17 protein-coding genes are annotated in these 18,516 nt (G+C 72.2%); 8 read left to right on the top strand and 9 right to left on the bottom strand.

Annotated elements, in window-relative coordinates; all coding sequences use genetic code 11:
- The gene (locus tag DJ476_RS29025; RefSeq protein ID WP_404827597.1) at positions 1–693 is read right to left on the bottom strand and encodes a MerR family transcriptional regulator; all 693 of its coding nucleotides are present in this window, start codon (positions 691–693) and stop codon (positions 1–3) included.
- 194 nt (positions 694–887) lie between these two features.
- On the opposite strand from DJ476_RS29025, the gene DJ476_RS29020 reads away from it, so the two are divergent.
- The 5 genes from DJ476_RS29020 to DJ476_RS29000 all read left to right on the top strand — a co-directional run bounded on the left by DJ476_RS29020 (position 888) and on the right by DJ476_RS29000 (position 5,165).
- Positions 888–1,829: a hypothetical protein gene (locus tag DJ476_RS29020; protein WP_181006529.1), complete on the top strand. Its 942-nt coding sequence runs from the start codon at positions 888–890 to the stop codon at positions 1,827–1,829.
- Positions 1,826–2,305 (top strand): ABA4-like family protein, encoded by a 480-nt coding sequence (locus DJ476_RS29015; protein WP_112491891.1) that lies wholly within the window; start codon positions 1,826–1,828, stop codon positions 2,303–2,305. The genes DJ476_RS29020 and DJ476_RS29015 overlap by 4 nt, the downstream gene beginning before the upstream one ends.
- Before the next feature lie 127 nt (positions 2,306–2,432).
- Entirely contained in the window at positions 2,433–3,017 is a 585-nt protein-coding gene (locus DJ476_RS29010) for a sigma-70 family RNA polymerase sigma factor (protein WP_103418373.1), read from the top strand.
- Entirely contained in the window at positions 3,014–3,769 is a 756-nt protein-coding gene (locus DJ476_RS29005) for an anti-sigma factor (RefSeq protein ID WP_103418374.1), read from the top strand. The genes DJ476_RS29010 and DJ476_RS29005 overlap by 4 nt, the downstream gene beginning before the upstream one ends.
- Before the next feature lie 40 nt (positions 3,770–3,809).
- The gene (locus DJ476_RS29000) at positions 3,810–5,165 is read left to right on the top strand and encodes a cryptochrome/photolyase family protein (protein WP_103418375.1); all 1,356 of its coding nucleotides are present in this window, start codon (positions 3,810–3,812) and stop codon (positions 5,163–5,165) included.
- 58 nt (positions 5,166–5,223) lie between these two features.
- Here DJ476_RS29000 and DJ476_RS28995 read toward each other — a convergent pair whose 3' ends face one another.
- From DJ476_RS28995 to DJ476_RS28975, 5 genes are read right to left on the bottom strand one after another with little or no spacing between them, the layout of a single operon-like run.
- Entirely contained in the window at positions 5,224–6,027 is an 804-nt protein-coding gene (locus DJ476_RS28995) for a DUF1295 domain-containing protein (RefSeq protein WP_112491890.1), read from the bottom strand.
- Positions 6,024–7,373: a class I SAM-dependent methyltransferase gene (locus DJ476_RS28990; RefSeq protein ID WP_112491889.1), complete on the bottom strand. Its 1,350-nt coding sequence runs from the start codon at positions 7,371–7,373 to the stop codon at positions 6,024–6,026. The genes DJ476_RS28995 and DJ476_RS28990 overlap by 4 nt, the downstream gene beginning before the upstream one ends.
- The gene (locus DJ476_RS28985) at positions 7,370–8,857 is read right to left on the bottom strand and encodes a class I SAM-dependent methyltransferase (protein WP_103418378.1); all 1,488 of its coding nucleotides are present in this window, start codon (positions 8,855–8,857) and stop codon (positions 7,370–7,372) included. The genes DJ476_RS28990 and DJ476_RS28985 overlap by 4 nt, the downstream gene beginning before the upstream one ends.
- Positions 8,854–9,606: a DUF1365 domain-containing protein gene (locus tag DJ476_RS28980; protein ID WP_381148927.1), complete on the bottom strand. Its 753-nt coding sequence runs from the start codon at positions 9,604–9,606 to the stop codon at positions 8,854–8,856. The genes DJ476_RS28985 and DJ476_RS28980 overlap by 4 nt, the downstream gene beginning before the upstream one ends.
- A 2-nt stretch (positions 9,607–9,608) precedes the next feature.
- Positions 9,609–10,883, bottom strand: coding sequence for an NAD(P)/FAD-dependent oxidoreductase (locus tag DJ476_RS28975; protein ID WP_112491887.1), 1,275 nt, complete (start codon positions 10,881–10,883; stop codon positions 9,609–9,611).
- A 356-nt stretch (positions 10,884–11,239) separates the two neighbouring features.
- On the opposite strand from DJ476_RS28975, the gene DJ476_RS28970 reads away from it, so the two are divergent.
- The 3 genes from DJ476_RS28970 (at position 11,240) to DJ476_RS28960 (ending at position 13,479) form a co-directional block, all read left to right on the top strand.
- Positions 11,240–11,887 (top strand): fasciclin domain-containing protein, encoded by a 648-nt coding sequence (locus DJ476_RS28970; protein ID WP_103418381.1) that lies wholly within the window; start codon positions 11,240–11,242, stop codon positions 11,885–11,887.
- Between the two features lie 91 nt (positions 11,888–11,978).
- Entirely contained in the window at positions 11,979–12,962 is a 984-nt protein-coding gene (locus DJ476_RS28965; protein ID WP_112491886.1) for an ADP-ribosylglycohydrolase family protein, read from the top strand.
- Between the two features lie 67 nt (positions 12,963–13,029).
- On the top strand, positions 13,030–13,479 hold the full coding sequence (locus DJ476_RS28960) for an SPW repeat protein (RefSeq protein ID WP_103418383.1): 450 nt from the start codon (positions 13,030–13,032) through the stop codon (positions 13,477–13,479).
- Between the two features lie 230 nt (positions 13,480–13,709).
- Here the strand turns inward: DJ476_RS28960 and DJ476_RS28950 are convergent, their stop codons facing one another.
- The 3 genes from DJ476_RS28950 to tatC form a co-directional block, all read right to left on the bottom strand.
- Positions 13,710–16,547: a DEAD/DEAH box helicase gene (locus DJ476_RS28950; RefSeq protein ID WP_112491884.1), complete on the bottom strand. Its 2,838-nt coding sequence runs from the start codon at positions 16,545–16,547 to the stop codon at positions 13,710–13,712.
- A 63-nt stretch (positions 16,548–16,610) separates the two neighbouring features.
- Positions 16,611–17,501, bottom strand: coding sequence for a diacylglycerol kinase (locus tag DJ476_RS28945; RefSeq protein WP_112491883.1), 891 nt, complete (start codon positions 17,499–17,501; stop codon positions 16,611–16,613).
- A 19-nt stretch (positions 17,502–17,520) separates the two neighbouring features.
- The gene (gene tatC, locus DJ476_RS28940; protein WP_070204745.1) at positions 17,521–18,486 is read right to left on the bottom strand and encodes a twin-arginine translocase subunit TatC; all 966 of its coding nucleotides are present in this window, start codon (positions 18,484–18,486) and stop codon (positions 17,521–17,523) included.
- Between the last annotated feature and the right edge of the window lie 30 nt (positions 18,487–18,516).

Genomic DNA, 18,516 nt, shown 5'->3' with positions numbered 1-18,516 from the left:
TCAGGCCCCGGGTGCCCCCGCGCCTCCCGCACCGTCCACACCGTCAGGCGCACCGGCAGGCCCACCGCGACCGGCAGGCGCCTCATCGCCGCCCGCGCCCAGCCCCTCGTACAGCCGGAACGAGACGTCCTCGTGGGCGAGTCTGCGCAGCGCGCCGAACATGGCCTCGCCCAGGACCGTCCCCACGACCACGCTCTCGACCAGATCCTCCCGGGCCACCCGGCGCTGTACGTACCCGATGTCCGCGCGGGCCACGGACTCGGCCGCGTCCGCGTACTCCTCGATCAGGTCGACCAGACCGCCGTGCCCGACCCGGCGCAGCGCCGAGATCACCCCGGCCAGCGACTCGGCGGCCGTCGTCCCCTCGCTGACCTGCCAGTCGCGCCGTCGCAGCAGTTCGACCACGTCCTCCCGGGCCTGTTCCAGCTCCGGACCGCTCTCGCCCTCCTCCAGCGGTGTGACCCCTTTCGCCGCTGCGCCGAGCACCTTGAGCACCGGCTGTGCGGGGTCGTCGGTGGCTTTCAGCACCTCCCCGATGGTGGCGAGCGAGAGTCCGCCCACCTCCAGCAGGACCCGGATCAGGCGGAGGCGCCGCTCATGGCCGGGGCCGTACTCCGCCTGGTTGGGGCTGGTCAACTCCCCGGCGGGCAGCAGCCGTTCCCGTACGTAGTACTTGATCGTCGGCACCGGCACCCCGGACCTGCGACTCAATTCACCGATGCGCACCGCGTGTTCGCCTTTCCGCCCTTGCCAGATCAGACCGCCATCATAGATAGTGCCCCTACCGGATAGCAGTAAGCGCCACTATCCATTCAGTAGCTCTCAGGGGGTCTCCCATGCCGTCATGGCGTTCCTGGCATCGCCCGTTAGTCGTCTTCTCCGCCGTGATGGCCCTCGGGGCCGTCGTATCCGCCGTGGGTCTCGCGGTCGACGACCGGGTCCTGGTGGACGCGCCGATCTGGGCGAAGCCGTTCAAGTTCTACCTCTCCTTCACCGTCTACGGCCTGTCCCTGGCCTGGATGCTCGCGCAGTCGACCCGGGGGCGCCGGACCGGCTGGTGGGCGGGGAACGTGGTCGTCGCAACGAGCCTCGTCGAGATGGCGATCATCACCGGGCAGGTCGTCCGCGGGAAGCGGAGCCACTTCAACGTCGAGACACCGTTCGACCAGGCCCTGTTCACGGCGATGGGGATCACGGTCATCGTGCTGTGGGCGGCCACCCTGGTGATCGGCCTCCTACTCCTGCGCACCCGGTTCGCGGACCGGGCGACCGCCTGGGCGATCCGGGGCGGTGTCGTGATCGCGCTGGTGGGCGCGGGGATCGGCTTCCTGATGACGCTGCCCAGCGCGGAGCAGCGGGCCGGAGGCACGGAAAGCCCCGATGTGATCGGCGCCCACTCCGTCGGCGTGCCGGACGGCGGCCCCTCGATGCCGCTGACCGGCTGGTCCACGACCGGCGGCGATCTGCGGATCCCGCACTTCGTGGGGATGCACGCGCTCCAGCTGATCCCGCTGTTCCTGATCGCCCTGGTGGTGCTCGCGCCCCGGATCGCCCGGTTCCGCGACGCCGGGCTGCGGCTGCGACTCGTACGGGTGGTGACGGTCGGATACGCGGGTCTCGTCGCCCTGACCACCTGGCAGGCACTGCGCGGCCAGCCCCTGATCCGCCCGGACGCGGTGACGCTCGTCGCCACCGGTGTCCTCCTGGGGGCGGTTGCCGCCGGGGTGGGGGTGGCGCTGCGGCGGCCACCCGCGCCCGCTCCCGTACAGCAGAAATCAGAACCGCAGGAATCCGAACCGTCCTCCCGCAGCAAGGAGTTCACCCCATGACGAGCGCCGGCACCCTCTTCGACCTCACGTTCCTCCTGGCCGCCCCGTTCTGGCTGCTGATGATCTTCGCTCCGACCTGGTCCGTCACCGCCCGGATCGTCTCCTCTCCGCTGACGGCGGTGCCGGTCGCCGTGGTGTACGCCGCCCTCGTCGCGCCGGTCTTCCCGGAGGTCTGGGCGGCGGTGACCGGGCCCGAACTCCCCGGCTTCCAGGAGCTGATGACGCTGCCCAACGGCGCCGCGGCCGTCTGGGCCCACATCATCGCGTGGGACCTGCTGGTCGGCCAGTGGATGTTCCTCCAGGGCCGGAAGCTCGGGCTCTCCCCCTGGCTGATGGGCCCGCTGCTCGTCCTCGCGATCCTGCTCTCACCGCTCGCACTGCTGGCCTTCCTCGCCCTGCGAGCCACCCGGCGCAAGGCAGCCAGGCACGACGGGGCGCGGCACGACACCGCTCGGCCGGTCGCGTCGGGCGGCTGAGGCGCGCCGCTGCGTCGCACGGCCGGGCGGGGCCGGTTCTGGAAAGATCGCGGCCGTTGGACCAATCCGCACGGCCACCGGCTCCGAATCACTTCTGGAACCGATGACGTCCCGGGAGGAAACCCGCGTGAACGAAGCCGTACAGATCAGCGGGGTGCCCGCACCCGGGCCCGACCTCCAGGAGCTCCTGGTGCGGGTCGCGCGGGGGGACCAGGAGGCCTTCGCCCAGGTGTACGACGCGGTCTCCGGGCCCGTGCTCGGCCTCGTACGGAGCATCCTCCGCGACCCGGCCCAGTCGGAGGAGGTCGCCCAGGAGGTGCTGGTCGAGGTGTGGCGTACCGCGCCCCGCTTCCAGGCCTCCCGGGGCAGCGCGATGAACTGGGTGCTCACCCTCGCCCACCACCGGGCCGTCGACCGGGTCCGCTCGGCGGAGGCGGCGGCGGCCCGGGAGCACCGGGCGGCGCTCCTGGACCGGACGCCCGCCTTCGACGAGGTCTCCGAACAGGTGGAGACCCGGCTGGAGAGAGAGCAGGTGCGCCGCTGTCTGCGCACCCTCTCCGAACTCCAGCGGCAGTCCGTGACCCTGGCCTACTACCGGGGCCTGACCTACCGTGAGGTGGCGGAACTCCTCACCGTGCCCCTGGGCACCATCAAGACTCGACTGCGCGACGGCCTCATCCGGCTGCGCGACTGCCTGGGGGTGAGCGCATGAGCACGGCCGAACTGCACACGCTGACCGGGGCCTATGCCCTGCACGCGCTGCCGGAGGACGAGCGCCGGGAGTTCGAACGCCATCTGGCCGACTGCGAGGCCTGCGCCCAGGAGGTACGGGAACTGTCGGCGACCGCCGCCCGGCTCGGCCTGGCCGTCGCCGAGGCCCCGCCGCGCGAGCTGCGGGAGCGGGTGCTGCGGGAGATCACGACCGTGCGTCAGGAGGCGCCGTCGCACGGCAGACCCGGGCGTACGGGCGGCGGCGTCGGCCGCACCGGCCGCTGGTCCACCTATGCCCTGGCCGCCTGTATCGCGGCGGCGGCCGCCTTCGGCGGGGTGGCGGTGTGGCAGAACCGGGTGGCGGAGAACGCCCGCCAGGAGGCGGACCGGGCCCAGCGGCAGAACGAGCAGCTGGCCCAGGTGCTCTCCGCGCCGGACGCTAAGACCAGCTCCGGCGAGCTGACCAGCGGCGCACGCGGCACGGTGGTCGTCTCGCAGCAGGAGAACCGGGCGGTGTTCCTGGCCTCGGGGATGGCTCCTCCACCGAGCGGCAAGGTCTACCAGATCTGGTTCAACGACGAGGGCACCATGCGTTCGGCCGGTCTCATGGACCCGAAGGCGAGCGATGACGCCGTGCTGCTGGACGGACCGGTGGACCGGGCGACGGGGATGGGGATCACGGTCGAACCGGCGGGCGGCTCGGCCGAACCGACCTCGGACCCGGTGGCCCTGATGGACTTCCCGACCGCTTGACCGCCCACCTTCCCCCCACACTGCAAGGAGCACCCGTTCCATGAACGTCGCGGTGGTGCTGTTCACCTCCGATCTCCGTCTGCACGACAACCCGGTGCTGCGTTCCGCCCTGCGGGACGCGGACCGGGTCGTCCCGCTCTTCGTCCGGGACGAGGCCGTCCACCGGGCCGGGTTCGACGCCCCCAACCGGCTCGCCTTCCTCGCGGACTGCCTCGCCGACCTGGACGCCGGGCTGCGGAAACGCGGCGGCCGACTCGTCGTCCGTACCGGCTCGGTGGCGAAGGAGGTGCGCCGGCTGGTCGAGGAGACCGGGGCCGGGGCGGTGCACATGGCCGCCGGGGTGAGCGGGTACGCGGCACGGCGTGAGGAGGAGCTGCGTGCCGCCCTGGCGGACACCAGCTGCGAGCTGCGCCTCCATGACGCGGTGGTCACCGCGCTCGCTCCGGGCCGGGTGGCCCCGTCGGGCAAGGACCACTTCGCGGTGTTCACCCCGTACTTCCGCCGTTGGGAGGCGGTGGGGGTACGGGGCACACTGGGCGCGCCCCGCACGGTCCGGCTGCCGGACGCCACCCTCGCCTCCGACGACCTGCCCGCCCGCGATGACGTCGAGAACGTCTCGCCCGGACTGGCGGGCGGTGGCGAGCAGGCGGGCCGCAAGCTGATGACGTCCTGGCTCGACGGGGACATGGGCGACTACGCGGACGGCCACGACGATCTCGCGGGGGACGCCACCTCCCGGCTCTCCCCACACCTCCACTTCGGTACGGTCTCCGCCGCCGAACTGGCCGAGCGGGCCCGGGAGAAGGGCGGGCCCGGCGCCGACGCGTTCGTCCGGCAGCTGGCCTGGCGCGACTTCCACCACCAGGTGCTGGCCGCCCGCCACGACGCCTCCTGGTCCGACTACCGGCCGCGCGATGACCGCTGGCGCTCGGACGAGGACGAGATCACCGCCTGGAAGACCGGGCGCACCGGCTATCCGGTGGTGGACGCGGCGATGCGGCAGCTGGCGCACGAGGGGTGGATGCACAACCGGGGCCGGCTGCTGGCCGCGAGCTTCCTCACCAAGACGCTGTACGTGGACTGGCGGGTGGGCGCCCGGCACTTCCTGGGGCTGCTGGTGGACGGCGACATCGCCAACAACCAGCTCAACTGGCAGTGGGTGGCGGGCACCGGCACGGACACCCGTCCCAACCGGGTGCTCAACCCGGTGACCCAGGCCAAGCGGTACGACCCGCACGGCGACTACGTACGGCGGTGGGTGCCGGAGCTGGCGGAGGTGAAGGGGTCAGCGGTCCACGAGCCGTGGAAGGTCAAGGATGAACTGGACTACCCGGAGCCGGTGGTGGACCTGGGCGAGGCCCGATCCCGGTTCGAGCGGGCGCGTGGGCTGGACTGACCGTACGAGGAGGAGGAAGGGCCCGTTCCGCCGAGATGGAGCGGGCCCTTCCGGGTGATCAGCCCCGCCGGGGCGGCCGGGGGAAGAAGCCGCTGGTGCGGGCCCGGTACGCGGCGTACCCGGGGCGGTCGGCCATATGGCGTTCCAGCAGGGCCGCCCCGCTCCCCTTGGTCAGCAGGAGGCTCATCACCACCGGGGCGACGACGGTCGCGGCAGCAGCGGCGGGCGCCTGGCAGACGAAGAGGAACAGCCCCCACCAGACGAGGAAGTCACCGAAATAGTTCGGGTGGCGGGTCCAGGACCAGAGCCCCCGGTCCATGATCTTCCCCCGGTTGGCGGGGTCGGCCTTGAACCGGGCGAGCTGGTGGTCCCCGATCGCCTCGAAGGCGAGCCCGACCGCCCACAGCACCGCACCCGCCCAGGCCCACCACACCATCGGCCCGGTCAGATAGTGCGCGGCCTGCACCGGCAGCGAGACCAGCCAGACCAGCGCGCCCTGGAGCAGATAGACCTTGCGCAGGGCATAGAGCTGCGGGTGGCCCGGCGCCTTGGCGAGCATCTTCGCGTAGCGCGGGTCCTCGCCGTGGCCGCGTCCGCGCCGCCCGATGTGGACGGCGAGCCGCAGCCCCCAGACGACGGTCAGCACGGTCACCACCAGGCGCCGCACCTCGTCCCCGTCACCGACCGAGAGGCCGTACGAGACGAGGGCGACGGCGGCGAAGCCGATGCCCCAGGCGACGTCGACGATGCGGTGGACGCCCTTCTTGAGGGCGATGGCGAAGGTGACCAGCATGACGGCGAGGGCGGCGACGGCCGCGCCCGCGAGCCCGCCCGCGAAGGCACCCCAGTCGAAGCCGCTCACCGGTCCGCTCCGTCCATGTGGTCACGCCGGGTGGCCGGCATCCCGGCCTTCCCCGCCCGGTCGGGGCGTACGCAGAGGATCTGGTCGACGCCCATCCGCCGTTCCTCGAACGCGAGGGAGCCGCCGACGAGATAGAGCCGCCAGACCCGCGCGGTCTCCTCCCCCACCAGCGCGGTGAACTCCGCCCACCGCTCCTCCAGCGTCCGCCGCCAGGCGTCCACAGTGAGCACATAGTGCTCGCGCAGGGCTTCGACGTCCCGCACTTCGAGCCCGGCCCCCTCCAGCAGCCCGACGGTCTCCCCGACGGGCCGCATGTGCATGTCCGGGGCGATGTACGCCTCGATGAACGCGCCCCCGCCCGGGGCGTTCGCACCCCGCGACATCTGCTGGACCAGCACCCTCCCTTGAGGCCGCAGCGAGTCGTGCAGGATGCGGGTGAAGGCGGGGTACTCGGCGTCCCCGACGTGCTCGCCCATCTCGATGGTGGAGACGGCGTCGTAGGCGCCCCGGGTCTCCGGCCGCTCCGCGATGTCCCGGTAGTCGATGTTCTGGACCTCGACCAGTTCCTCCAGTCCGCGTGCCGCCACCTGCCCCCGTACGTACGCGGCCTGTTCGGCGGCGAGCGTGACGGCGGTGACGCGCACGCCGTGGTGCTCGGCCGCGTAGAGGGTCAGCGAACCCCAGCCGCAGCCGATGTCCAGCAGCCGTGCGCCGGGCCGCAGTCCGAGCTTGCGGCAGATCAGCTCCAGCTTGTCGCGCTGGGCGTCGGCGGGCCCGTAGCCGGCGGCGTCGCTGGTCCAGTAGCCGCAGGAGTACGCCATGGTCGCGTCGAGGAGCAGGGCGTAGAAGGCGTTGGACAGGTCGTAGTGGTGGCTGATCGCCGCCCGGTCCCGGGCCTTGCTGTGCAGCGTTCCGCTCAGCCCGGCCCGTGCTGCGGGAACGGGCGGGCGGGGCCCGGCGGCACCGAGGCGCAGGGCGGTCCTGACGGCGGCGAGCCGGTCGGAGAGCGAGAGCACGGGCGGGGCGAGCCCCCGCTCGCTCACCGCACGGCGCACGGTGCGCAGCACATCGCCCAGGTCGGCGCCCCCGTCCTCCGCGAGGTCCAGGTCACCGATGATGTACGCCTCGGCCAGGCCGAGTTCGCCGGGCGCCCAGAGCAGCCGGCGCAGGGCGCGCCGGGAGCGTACGTGCACGGTCGGGGCGTCCTCGGGCCCGGCCTCGCTGCCGTCCCACATCCGTACGCGGACGGGCAGCGCACCCCCGAGCAGCCGCTCGGCCAGGGGGACGAGCCGCTGGGCGGCGCCGGTGGCGGGGCGTGCGGGGAGCCGGGTCGTGGTGGTGTTCACAGCGCCTCCTGGGCAGGGCTCTGGTCGCGGGTCAGGAGCAGTTGCTGCACATCGAGGTAGCCGGAGCGGAAACCCGCCTCGGAGTAGGCCAGGTAGAAGGTCCACATCCGGCGGAAGACGGCGTCGAAGCCGAGGGCGTCGACCTCGGCGGAGCGTTCGGTGAACCGTTCGCGCCAGAGCCGCAGGGTCTCGGCGTAGTGGGCGCCGTAGCCGCTGCGGCGCACGGTCCGCAGCCGGGTGTGCCCGGTGGTGACCCGTTCGATCGCCTCGGTGGAGGGCAGCAGTCCGCCCGGGAAGATGTACTTGTGGATCCAGGTGTACGTGGAACGGCTGGCGCGCAGCCGGTCGTCGGGCATGGTGATGGCCTGGAGGGCGACCCGGCCGCCGGGGGCGAGCAGCCGGTCCAGGGTCGTGAAGTAGACCGGCCAGAACTCCTCCCCGACCGCCTCGATCATCTCGACGCTGACGACGGCGTCGTACGCGCCGGTGACCTGCCGGTAGTCGCAGAGCCGGATCTCGACCCGGTCGTCGTACCCGGCCTCGCGGATGCGGGCACGGGCCAGCTCGCGCTGTTCGGCGGAGAGGGTGACGGAGACGACCCGGGCGCCACGGGCGGCCGCTCGGAGGGCCAGTTCGCCCCAGCCGGTGCCGATCTCCAGGAGCCGGGTTCCCTCCCCGACCCCGGCGGCGTCCAGGAGGAGGTCGATCTTCCGGTGCTGGGCGGCCGTGAGCAGGTCCTGCGTGGCGGGGAGGCTCCGGAACACGGCGGAGGAGTAGGAGAGCGTCCCGTCGAGGAAGAGGGCGAAGAGGTCGTTGGAGAGGTCGTAGTGGCGGCTGATGTTCTCCCGGGAGCCCTCGGGGGTGTTGAGCTGGGCGGCGGGCTTGCGCAACGCCCAGAGGGGGCGCAGCCGTTGGAGCGGGGCGGGGACCAGGTCGGCGGCGTTGCCCGCGAGGACGGTGAGCACGGCGACCAGGTCGGGGGCGTCCCACTCCCCCGCCATGTAGGACTCCCCGAAGCCGATGAGCCCGCTCGCGCCGATCCGCCGGAAGAAGGCCTCGGGCTCCCGGATCTCCATCAGCGGTCCGCCGAGCCCGATGTCCTCAGCCCCGGCGAACCGGGCGCGCAGCGGAAGGCGGGCAAGGGCGCGGCGGACGATGCGCTCCGCGAGGGCGGTCCGGAGGCGGGAGTCGCGGGGCGGGGCGGCGACGTCGGGCCAGCGGGCGGGGTCGACGGCGGGGCGCTGCCGAACGGCCGGGCCGGTGAGGGACGACGAGGCGGCACCACGGGCGGGTTCCGCCGGGCCGGGGACGCCCTTCCGCGACGCGGGGGCCGGGACCGACGCGGGGGTGGACCGGGCCGGGTGAGGGGCCGGACCCGCCGCAGGGGTGGACTCGGCCGGGTGGGAAGCCTGGACCGACGCGGGGGTGGGCTTCGGCGGGCCGGGGGTGGGTCCCGTCGGCAGTGGGTGGGTCGGCGCGGTCACTGCATGCCTTCCTGTGGGCGGTGGTGGGGGCGGGGCTGCACGGGGAGGCCGCGCAGATAGAGCCGGATGCCGTGCAGCCGGATGGCGAGGGAGACGGCGACGGTGGAGAGCGGGTGGCGCAGGGCGAGCCGGACCAGCGCCCGTGGGGTGGCCGGGCGGCGGGTGCCCCGTACGGTCGCGGTGAACGGACGGCCGCCCGCGCGCTCCAGGTGCACGGTCAGATCGAGCCGCTCGCCGGGCTCGGGCAGCCGCATGCGGTAGCCGCCGTCGACGGGGAAGAACGGCGAGACGTAGAACTCCTTGCCGGTGACGGCACGGCCGTCCCGGTCCGGGTGGAGCAGATAGCTGTGCCGTTCGCCGTACGTGTTGTGGACCTCGGCCACCACACAGAGCGGGGAGCCGTCGGCGCGGTGGCACCAGTAGACGGTGAGCGGGTTGAAGACATGGCCGAGGACCCGGGCCTGCGTGAGCATGGTGACCGTGCCGTCGGCGAGGTCCACGCCCCGGGCGGCCAGGAACCGGCTCAGCCCGGCCCGGACGGTGGGTGCGGTGCCGCCGAAGTGGTCCCGCGCCTCGAACCGGGCCAGCGCCCGCAGCCCGCGCGGCAGCCGGGGCGGGGCGTCGGGGTCGATGAGCCACAGATAGGTCCGGTGCCGCAGCGCGTACCGGCCGGGCCGCGTCCGTACGTGCGTGATCGTGCACGGATACAGGGCACTTGCACCGCCGCTCACCGCACCGCTTCCACGGATGCTCACCACGTCACCCCCAGGGCCGCGGCGGCCTCGGCCCCCGACCGGCAGCCGTCCTCGTGGAAACCCCACCCGTGGTAGGCGCCCGCGTAGGCGGTGACGGGCCCGGAGAGGGCGGGCAGCCGGGCCTGGGCGGAGACGGATTCCGGGGTGTAGACGGGGTGTTCGTAGACCATGCGGGCGCGTACGGAGGCGGGGTCGACCCGGTCGGAACCGTTGAGCGTGACGACGAACCGCTCGGGCGCATCGAGCCGTTGGAGCCGGTTCATGTCATAGCTGACGGTGACGTGGTCGGCGTCGGCGGCGCAGGAGGGCATCAGGTAGTTCCAGGAGGCCCTGGCCCCCCGGCTGCGGGGCAGCAGCGTGGTGTCGGTGTGCAGGAGGGTGGGGTTGCGGGAGTAGGTGAAGGCGCCGAGCGTGGCGCGTTCGGCGTCGGTCGGGTCGGCCAGCAGCCGGAGCGCCTGGTCGGGGTGGGTGGCGATGACGACGGAGTCGTACGGGGTGGTGGTGCCGTCCTCGGTGGTGAGTTCGACGCCGTCCGTGTGGCGGGTGACGGCCCGGACGGGGGTGGCGGTGTGGACGGCGGTGAGCTGTTTGACGACGCGTTCGACGTAGGCGCGTGAGCCGCCGGTGACGGTCCGCCAGACCGGGGAGCCGCCGACGGTGAGCATGCCGTGGTGGGCCAGGAAGCGGAAGAGATAGCGGGCGGGGTAGCGCAGGGCGGTGACCGGGTCGCAGGACCAGACGGCGGAGACCATGGGGGTGAGGAAGTGGGCGTGGAAATAAGGGGAGAAGCGGCCGCGCCGGGTGAACTCCCCGAGCGTCATCTCGGTGGCGGGCCCCTCCGGCAGCTCCAGGAGCGCCCGTGCGGCCCGGTGGAAGCGGGGCACCTCGGCGAGCATCCGCAGATACGGCCCCCGGAGCGCTGACCGGGGCTGGGCGAGAAGCCCGGCGATCCCCCGGGCACCGGCGTACTCCAGACCGCACCCTTCGCACCGTACGGACATCGACATCTCCGACTCCTGGGTGGCGACGCCCAGTTCGCCGAAGAGCCGCAGGAGGTGGGGGTAGGTCCGCCGGTTGTGCACGATGAAGCCCGAGTCGACGCGGTGCACCCGCCCGTCGGAGGCGGCCAGTTCGTGCGTGTGGGCGTGGCCGCCGACGCGGTCGTCCGCCTCGTACAGCGTGACGTCGTGCGCCTTGTGCAGAACGTGGGCGGCGGTCAGTCCCGCGACCCCGCTCCCCACCACGGCCGTCCGCCGCCGCTCCCGTGCCATCCCGGTTCCCTCCGCCGCTGCTGAGCTGTCCGGAGCAGTGCCGCACCGCTCCTCTGACCCTCATTCGTCGCAGGTGGCCGGAAGGATTGGTCGATGATCGGAAGTAACTCGATCGAGTGAACGCGCCGTCCGGACCAATCCGTCGGGCAGGCCGCGCCGAATTCCTCGTGTGACAGCAGATCAGGGCCGGCCGCAGGAGCGAGGCGGCTCCTGGTCGGACGGCTGGCTCCGGCACCGGGCCCGTCTCCCGCGGCTGGGAGACGGCCCCGGTGGCCAGGGGCCACCGCCGGTTCCCCCGCACCACCCCTGAACACCGTTTCTTTGTCCCTCATCACCTTCGATCCAGGAGAGACACCATGAACACCCTCCGCTTCCGCCGCACCGCCGTTGCCGTGGCCACCGCCGCCGTGCTGCCGCTGGCGCTGACCGCCTGCTCCTCGGACGACTCCTCCAAGGACGCGGCGGCGGGCTCGACGCCCAGCGCGGCCGCGTCGACGAGCGCCGCGCCCGACGACTCGATGACCATGGACGAGCCCTTCGGCCCGGCCTGTGCCTCGGTGCCCAAGGACGGCGCGGGCTCGTTCGACGGCATGGCGAAGGACCCGGTCGCCACGGCCGCGTCCAACAACCCCGAGCTGTCGACGCTGGTGACCGCCGTGAAGCAGGCCGGCCTGGTCGACACGCTCAACAACGCCCAGAACATCACGGTGTTCGCGCCGACCAACGACGCCTTCGCGAAGATCCCGAAGGCCGACCTGGACGCCCTGCTGGCGGACAAGGCCGAGCTGACCAAGGTCCTGACCTACCACGTGGTGGGCCAGAAGCTGACGCCGCAGCAGCTGGAGAAGGGCTCCTTCGACACGCTGGAGAAGAGCAAGCTGACGACGGCCGGTTCGGGCATGGAGTACACCGTGAACGACTCCTCGAAGGTCGTCTGCGGCAACGTCCCGACGGCCAACGCCACGGTCTACATCGTGGACTCGGTCCTGATGCCGCCGAAGTAACCCGGAAGCGGAGGGCGGTGTACCGCACCCCTGGCGGTACACCGCCCTTCCCCATGCCCCAGGGCCTCCGCTGCCGCCCTACCCTTGCCGGATGATCACACCGCACACGCTCCCCCGGGCCGACCGCGTGGCCGGCGCGGTCGTCGGCTCGGCCGCGGGCGACGCGCTCGGTGCCCCCTTCGAGTTCGGCCCGGCCGGGGTGTTCTCGACGCGCTTCCCCGACGGCGTCGGCCTGTTGTGCGGGGGCGGCGGCTGGGACCCGGGCGAGGCGACGGACGACACGCAGATGGCGGTGCTGGTCGGCGAATCGCTGCTGGAGTGCGGCGGGTTGGACCTGCCGGACCTGTTCGACCGGTTCCGGCGGTGGGCGGCGAGCGAGCCGAAGGACATCGGCCTCCAGACCGAGGACGTCCTGACCAACGGGGAGCCGTGGGAGCGGGCCGCGGCCCTGCACTTCCAGGTCAACGGACGGGCTGCGGGCAACGGTTCGCTGATGCGGGCGACCACGTCGGCGGTCTACTTCGCCCACGCCGGACGTACAGCGACGATGGAGGCGGCCCGCCGGATCGCGGCCCTCACCCATGGCGACCGGGCGGCCTGGGAGGGCACGGCGGTCTTCCACGAACTGCTCCGGGTGGCCCTGGCGGGAGAGGACCCGCTGACCGCCGTCCCCAGGACACTCGGGGAGGTCCACCCGGATCACCGCCCACGATGGGCGACAGCCCTGGCCCCCGACTGGCACCCCGCCCTGGCGACCGAGTTCAACGGGGCGGTCTGGCCCTGGCTGGCCACCGCCCTGTGGGCGCTCCGCACGACGGACACGTTCGAGTCGGCGCTCGCCGCCGCCGTCGACGTGGGCGGGGACACCGACACGGTGGCCGCCGTGACGGGCGGCCTGGCCGGCGCGGTGTACGGCATCGACGCCGTCCCGGACCGTTGGACCACGCTCCTGCACGTACCGCTGCCGGGATACGGGGGCCGGGTACTGCGCACCCCTGAGCTTCTCGGCCTCGCCGCACGCCTGGACAGCGAGGCGCCCAGAACTACACATAAGGCTGAAATAAGAGCAGAATAGACATATGGGTGCCTGGCGCACACTCCATTCGGCGTCGGGGCCCGCAGGACCAAAGGAGACGAATCTCATGAGCAACGTCTCGGACGCCAGGAGCACCGTCAGAGGCGACCTCTCAGGTCACCCCGACGCCTCCGAAATGCGCGCGCGGTACGACAAGGTGATGGGCGGCCGCGATGTGGCCCTGGTGGACGCGCCGGTGTTCCTCGTCGGCCTCTACTGCGCCGTCTCCCCGTGGGTACTCCACTTCACGGCCAGCCAGCCCGCGCTGGTGACGCACAACCTCGTGATGGGTATCGCCATCGCGGTACTGGCCCTGGGCTTCACGATGATGCCCGAGCGCATGTACGGCCTCAGCTGGGCGATGTGCGCGATCGGTGCATGGATCATCGTGTCGACCTGGGTGGTCGGAAGCAGCCCGGACGCCGGAGTGGTGGTCAACAACATCATCGTCGGCGGACTGACGGTGCTGCTGGGCATGGTCTGCGCCGGAGCAGCCATGAGAAGCCGCAGCACCTGATTCCACCTACTCGGATCCCGCCCCTCCGGCGCTTGAGGAGCGTGGTCCGGGCCGACCGCCCCGCCCCTATCAGCCCCTCCGGCGCTTGAGGAGCGGGGTCCGGGGCAGAGCCCCGGTTTCGGGAAGGGGCGGGTAGGGGAACAAGCCCGCCGCAGGCGCCCCCGCCCAAGCCCCTGAGCCGGGCACGCCCACCCGCACCGCACACCCAGGCCCACGCCCCACCCCGGGCGTCAGCCCACAGAGCTGTAAGCCACAACCCCCCGCAACACCGCATCAACCGCCTTCCGAGCATTACGAGCCACAGAACTCCCCCCACTCCCCTCCCGAGGAGCCGCCGCAGCCACCTGCCCCAGCACGTCGATCACCTGCTTGCACCACCGTACGAAGTCCCCCGCCGGCATCTCCGCCTCGCGCAGCACCTCGTCCAGCGTGCGCCCGGAGGCCCACATGTAGACCGCCCAGGCGAAGCCGAGATCGGGCTCGCGCTGCCCGACCCCCTCCGTCTGGTTGATCTTGAAGTCGTCCTCCAGGGCATCCAGCCGCCCCCAGATCCGCACCATCTCGCCCAGCGCGACCTTCGCCGGCCCGGACGGCAGCTTCGGCGCCACCGCGTCATCGGCCTGCCGCGCCTCGTACACCAACGCCGAGACGCAAGCCGCCAGCTCAGCAGGGTTGAGCCCTTCCCAGACCCCGTCCCGCAGGCACTCGCTGGCGAGCAGGTCCAGCTCCCCGTAGAGCCGGGCCAGCCGCCGCCCGTTCTCCGTGACCTCGTTGCCCCGGAGGTAGTCCAGCTCGGTGAGGAGCGCGACGATCCGGTCGAAGGTGCGGGCGATCGTGTTCGTCCGCCCCTCGACCCGCTTCTCCAGCTGCCGGGTGTCCCGCTGCAGCCGGTGGTAGCGCTCGGCCCACCGCGCGTGGTCCTCCCGCTCGTCGCACCCGTGGCAGGGATGCGCACGCAGCTCGGCCCGGAGCCGGGCGATCTCGCGGTCGTCGGCGGCGGGCGCCCGCCCCTTGCGGTGCCGGTCGGGCACGATGTGCCCGGCCTTCGTCCGCAGCGCGGAGGCCAGGTCCCGCCGGGACTGCGGCGAGCGCGGGTTGAACGACTTCGGCACCCGCATCCGGTCCAGCGCCTCCACCGGCACCGGGAAGTCCATCGAGGCCAGCCGCTTGACCTGCCGCTCGGCGGTCAGCACCAGCGGCCGCGGCCCGTCGTGGTGGTCGAACCCGCGGTGCCCGTTGGCCCGCCCGGCGGGCAGCCCCGGGTCCAGCACCAGCGCCAGCCCCGCGAACTTCCCCGTCGGGACATGGATGACATCGCCCGGCTTCAGCTTCTCCAGCGAGGCGGCCGCGGACGCCCGCCGCTGCGCCGCGCCCTGCTTGGCCAGCTCCGTCTCCCGGTCCTTGAGGTCGCGGCGCAGCCGCGCGTACTCCTCGAAGTCACCGAGGTGGCAGCTCATGCCCTCCTTGTAGCCCTCCAGGCCCTCCTCGTTGCGCTGCACCTGCCGCGAGATCCCGACCACCGACTTGTCGGCCTGGAACTGGGCGAACGACGTCTCCAGCAGTTCCCGCGACCGGTGCCGGCCGAACTGCTGCACCAGGTTGACGGCCATGTTGTACGAGGGGCGGAAGCTGGAGCGGAGCGGATACGTCCGCGTCCCCGCGAGTCCGGCGAGCGCCGTCGGGTCCATGCCGCGCTGCCAGAGGACCACCGCGTGGCCCTCGACGTCGATGCCACGGCGTCCGGCCCGGCCGGTGAGCTGGGTGTACTCGCCTGGGGTGATGTCGGCGTGCTGCTCACCGTTCCACTTGACGAGCTTCTCCAGGACCACCGAGCGCGCGGGCATGTTGATGCCGAGCGCCAGGGTCTCGGTGGCGAAGACCGCCTTGACCAGGCCCCGTACGAACAGCTCCTCGACGACCTCCTTGAACGTCGGCAGCATGCCCGCGTGGTGCGCGGCGATGCCCCGCTCCAGCCCTTCGAGCCACTCGTAGTACCCCAGGACGTGCAGGTCCTCGCCGGGGATGGAGGCGGTCCGCTCCTCGACGATCTCGCGCACCAGCCGGCGCTTGTCCTCGTCGTTGAGCCGGAGCCCGGCGTACATGCACTGCTGTACGGCGGCCTCGCAGCCGGCCCGGCTGAAGATGAACGTGATCGCGGGGAGCAGCCCCTCGTTGTCCAGCCGCTCGATGACCTCGGGCCGCCCGGGCGTCCAGATCCGGCTGCGCTGGCGCCGCTCGCGCTCGCGGTCGGCCTCGCGGACCATCTTGCCCCGGCGGCGGTCGCGCGGGTTGTACCCCTGCTGGTTCTCCATGCGGGCGAGCCGCACCAGGTCGGGGTTGACCTCACGGCGGCCGACGCCGCGCCCGCCGTGGTCGGTGGTCTCCTCGAAGAGGTCGTACATCTTACGTCCGGCCATCACGTGCTGCCAGAGCGGCACCGGCCGGTGCTCGGAGACGATCACCTCGGTGTCGCCGCGCACGGTGTCCAGCCAGTCACCGAACTCCTCGGCGTTGGAGACCGTGGCCGACAGGGAGACCAGCGTCACCGACTCGGGGAGGTGGATGATCACTTCCTCCCACACCGCGCCCCGGAAGCGGTCGGAGAGGTAGTGGACCTCGTCCATGACGACGTAACCGAGGCCGGAGAGCGACTGCGAGCCCGCGTACAGCATGTTCCGCAGGACCTCGGTGGTCATCACGACCACCGGCGCCTCGGAGTTGACGCTGTTGTCACCGGTCAGCAGGCCGACCTTGTCGGCGCCGTACCTCTTCACCAGATCCGCGAACTTCTGGTTGGAGAGTGCCTTGATCGGTGTGGTGTAGAAGCACTTGCGGCCCTGCTCCAGGGCCAGGTGCACGGCGAACTCGCCGACGATCGTCTTGCCCGACCCGGTGGGGGCCGCGACCAGCACCCCCTTGCCCGCCTCCAGGGCCTGGCAGGCCTCGATCTGGAACGGGTCCAGTCCGAATTCGTACATCTCCCGGAAGGGCCCGAGGGCCGTCGCCATCTCGGCCGCACGGACGCGGGATGCCTGGTATCGCTCAGCTGGTGAGAGGTCCTCTGTCATCTTGGCTACGAGCCTACCCGCCGCCTCCGACACTCAGCCCGATCTTTGAATCCGCCGGACTTCTCACCCGGTGAGCACCCGCACGGCCCCCGGTACACAGGTCGCGGTGAGCGGCAGCGCGCCCAGCGGTTCACCGTCCGCGTAAGCCGTGACACCGGCCGCCGCCAGCTCGATCGAGGAGACCCGGTGCGTGGTGACGGCCGGGTGGCTCAGATGCGTGCCCTTGTAGACCCTCGGGAACACCTTGAGGAGGGTGGTGCGGGAGCACTCCCCCACCACGGTCACGTCGAAGAGGCCGTCGTCCATCTCGGCCCCGGCGCAGATGCGCATGCCCCCGCCGTACGTGGTGCCGTTGCCGACCGCGATGAGCGTGGCCTCGATCTCGCGGACCTCTCCCCCGTCGAGCCGGATGCGGTACGGGATCGGGGCGAAGGCGGCGAGTTCCGCCAGGATGGCCAGGTCGTACGTGAACCGGCCGCCGACCCGGCGCATCCGGTTGCCCCGGTCGTTGACCCGGGAGTCGAAGCCGGAGGCGAGCACGGAGCCGAACCAGCGCTCCCCGACCCGCCCCAGGTCGATGTCCCGGTGGCCGCCCGCCTTGAGCGCCCGGGCCGCCAGCGCTCCCGCCGCGGCCGGATCGCGGATCGGCAGGCCCAGCGCCCGGGCGAAGTCGTTGCCGGTGCCGACGGCGACGACCCCGAGCGGTGTGCCGGTCCCCGCGACGGCCTGGAGGGCGAGGGACGCCAGCCCGTCCCCGTCCACGGCTATCAGCGCCCCGGTCCCCGCCGCCACGGCCTCCCGGGCCCGGCGCAGCGCGTCCCCGGCGTCCTCCCCGAGGACCGTACGGACGGAGAATCCGGCGTCCCGCAACGCGGAAGCGGCCGGCTGCGCGGCGTGCGCGCCCCGGCCGCGTCCCGCGGTGGGATTGACGAAGAGGGTGATCTCGCTGGTCACCCTTCCGGACCCTACAAGGTCAGGTGATGTCGTCGTAACCGTTGAGCCGGTGCGATCCCGGCCCGTCCGCCTCACCGGAGGCCTGCCCCGGCAGCGCCCTGCGCGGGTCGGTCACCGGCTCGATCCGGCCGACCGGTTCGGGGGTCAGGTCGAGGTGCGAGGCCTCGTCGTCGCTCAGCTCGGCGTCGGGGTTCTTCCGGTTGCGGCGCTTGTCGTTGAGCAGGGAGAAGCCGACGGCGATGAAGTAGAGGAGCGCGAGCGGTCCGGCCAGCAGCAGCATGGAGAGGGGCTCGCCGCCCGGGGTGGCGATGGCCGCGAAGGCGGTGAGGCCGACGATCATGCCGCGCCACCACTTGAGCATGCGGGAGCCGGAGAGGACGCCGGTCATGTTGAGGGCGACGAGGAGCAGCGGCAGCTCGAAGGCGAGACCGAAGACGATCACCATGCGGGTGATCAGGTCGAGGAAGTCGTCGAGCGGCAGCAGGTTGGTGACGTGCTCCGGCGTGAAGCCGAGCATGATCTCGGCCGTCTGCGGCAGGATCGCGTACGCGAGGTAGGCCCCGGCGGTGAAGAGCGGGACGCCCGCGGCCACGAAGGCCAGGGAGTACCGCTTCTCCTTCTGGTGGAGGCCGGGGGCGACGAAGGCCCAGAGCTGGTAGAGCCAGACGGGCGTGGCGAGGAGGACGCCCGCCATCAGCGCCACCTTCAGCGCGATGGTGAAGGGGGAGAGCAGGCCGTTGGTGGTCATCTCCGCGCAGGGGCGGCCGTTGACCATCGTGTCGATGCCGTTCTTGCAGCCGACCGAGTCGAGGATCGGCTTCATCAGGAACTCGAAGATCTCCTTGTGGAAGAAGGCGGCTCCGATGACGGCGATCACGATCGCCAGCACAGACTTCAGCAGCCGGTTACGCAGCTCACGCAGGTGATCGAGGAGGGGCATCCGCCCCTCTGCGTCCTTCTCCTGCTTGCGGGCAGACTTGAGCAACCCACTTCCCTCGTCTCGTGCGGCGGCTGT

This window comes from Streptomyces bacillaris, assembly GCF_003268675.1.
Taxonomy (GTDB): Bacteria; Actinomycetota; Actinomycetes; order Streptomycetales; family Streptomycetaceae; genus Streptomyces; species Streptomyces bacillaris.
This window is presented reverse-complemented; position numbering and strand designations above follow the sequence as displayed.

Coding starts and splice junctions, on each gene's coding strand:
- DJ476_RS29020 (WP_181006529.1), top strand. CDS start 888: ATGGCCCTCGGGGCCGTCGTATCCGCCGTGGGTCTCGCGGTCGACGAC.
- DJ476_RS29015 (WP_112491891.1), top strand. CDS start 1,826: ATGACGAGCGCCGGCACCCTCTTCGACCTCACGTTCCTCCTGGCCGCC.
- DJ476_RS29005 (WP_103418374.1), top strand. CDS start 3,014: ATGAGCACGGCCGAACTGCACACGCTGACCGGGGCCTATGCCCTGCAC.
- DJ476_RS29000 (WP_103418375.1), top strand. CDS start 3,810: ATGAACGTCGCGGTGGTGCTGTTCACCTCCGATCTCCGTCTGCACGAC.
- DJ476_RS28975 (WP_112491887.1), bottom strand. CDS start 10,883: ATGGCACGGGAGCGGCGGCGGACGGCCGTGGTGGGGAGCGGGGTCGCG.
- DJ476_RS28970 (WP_103418381.1), top strand. CDS start 11,240: ATGAACACCCTCCGCTTCCGCCGCACCGCCGTTGCCGTGGCCACCGCC.
- DJ476_RS28965 (WP_112491886.1), top strand. CDS start 11,979: ATGATCACACCGCACACGCTCCCCCGGGCCGACCGCGTGGCCGGCGCG.
- DJ476_RS28960 (WP_103418383.1), top strand. CDS start 13,030: ATGAGCAACGTCTCGGACGCCAGGAGCACCGTCAGAGGCGACCTCTCA.
- DJ476_RS28950 (WP_112491884.1), bottom strand. CDS start 16,547: ATGACAGAGGACCTCTCACCAGCTGAGCGATACCAGGCATCCCGCGTC.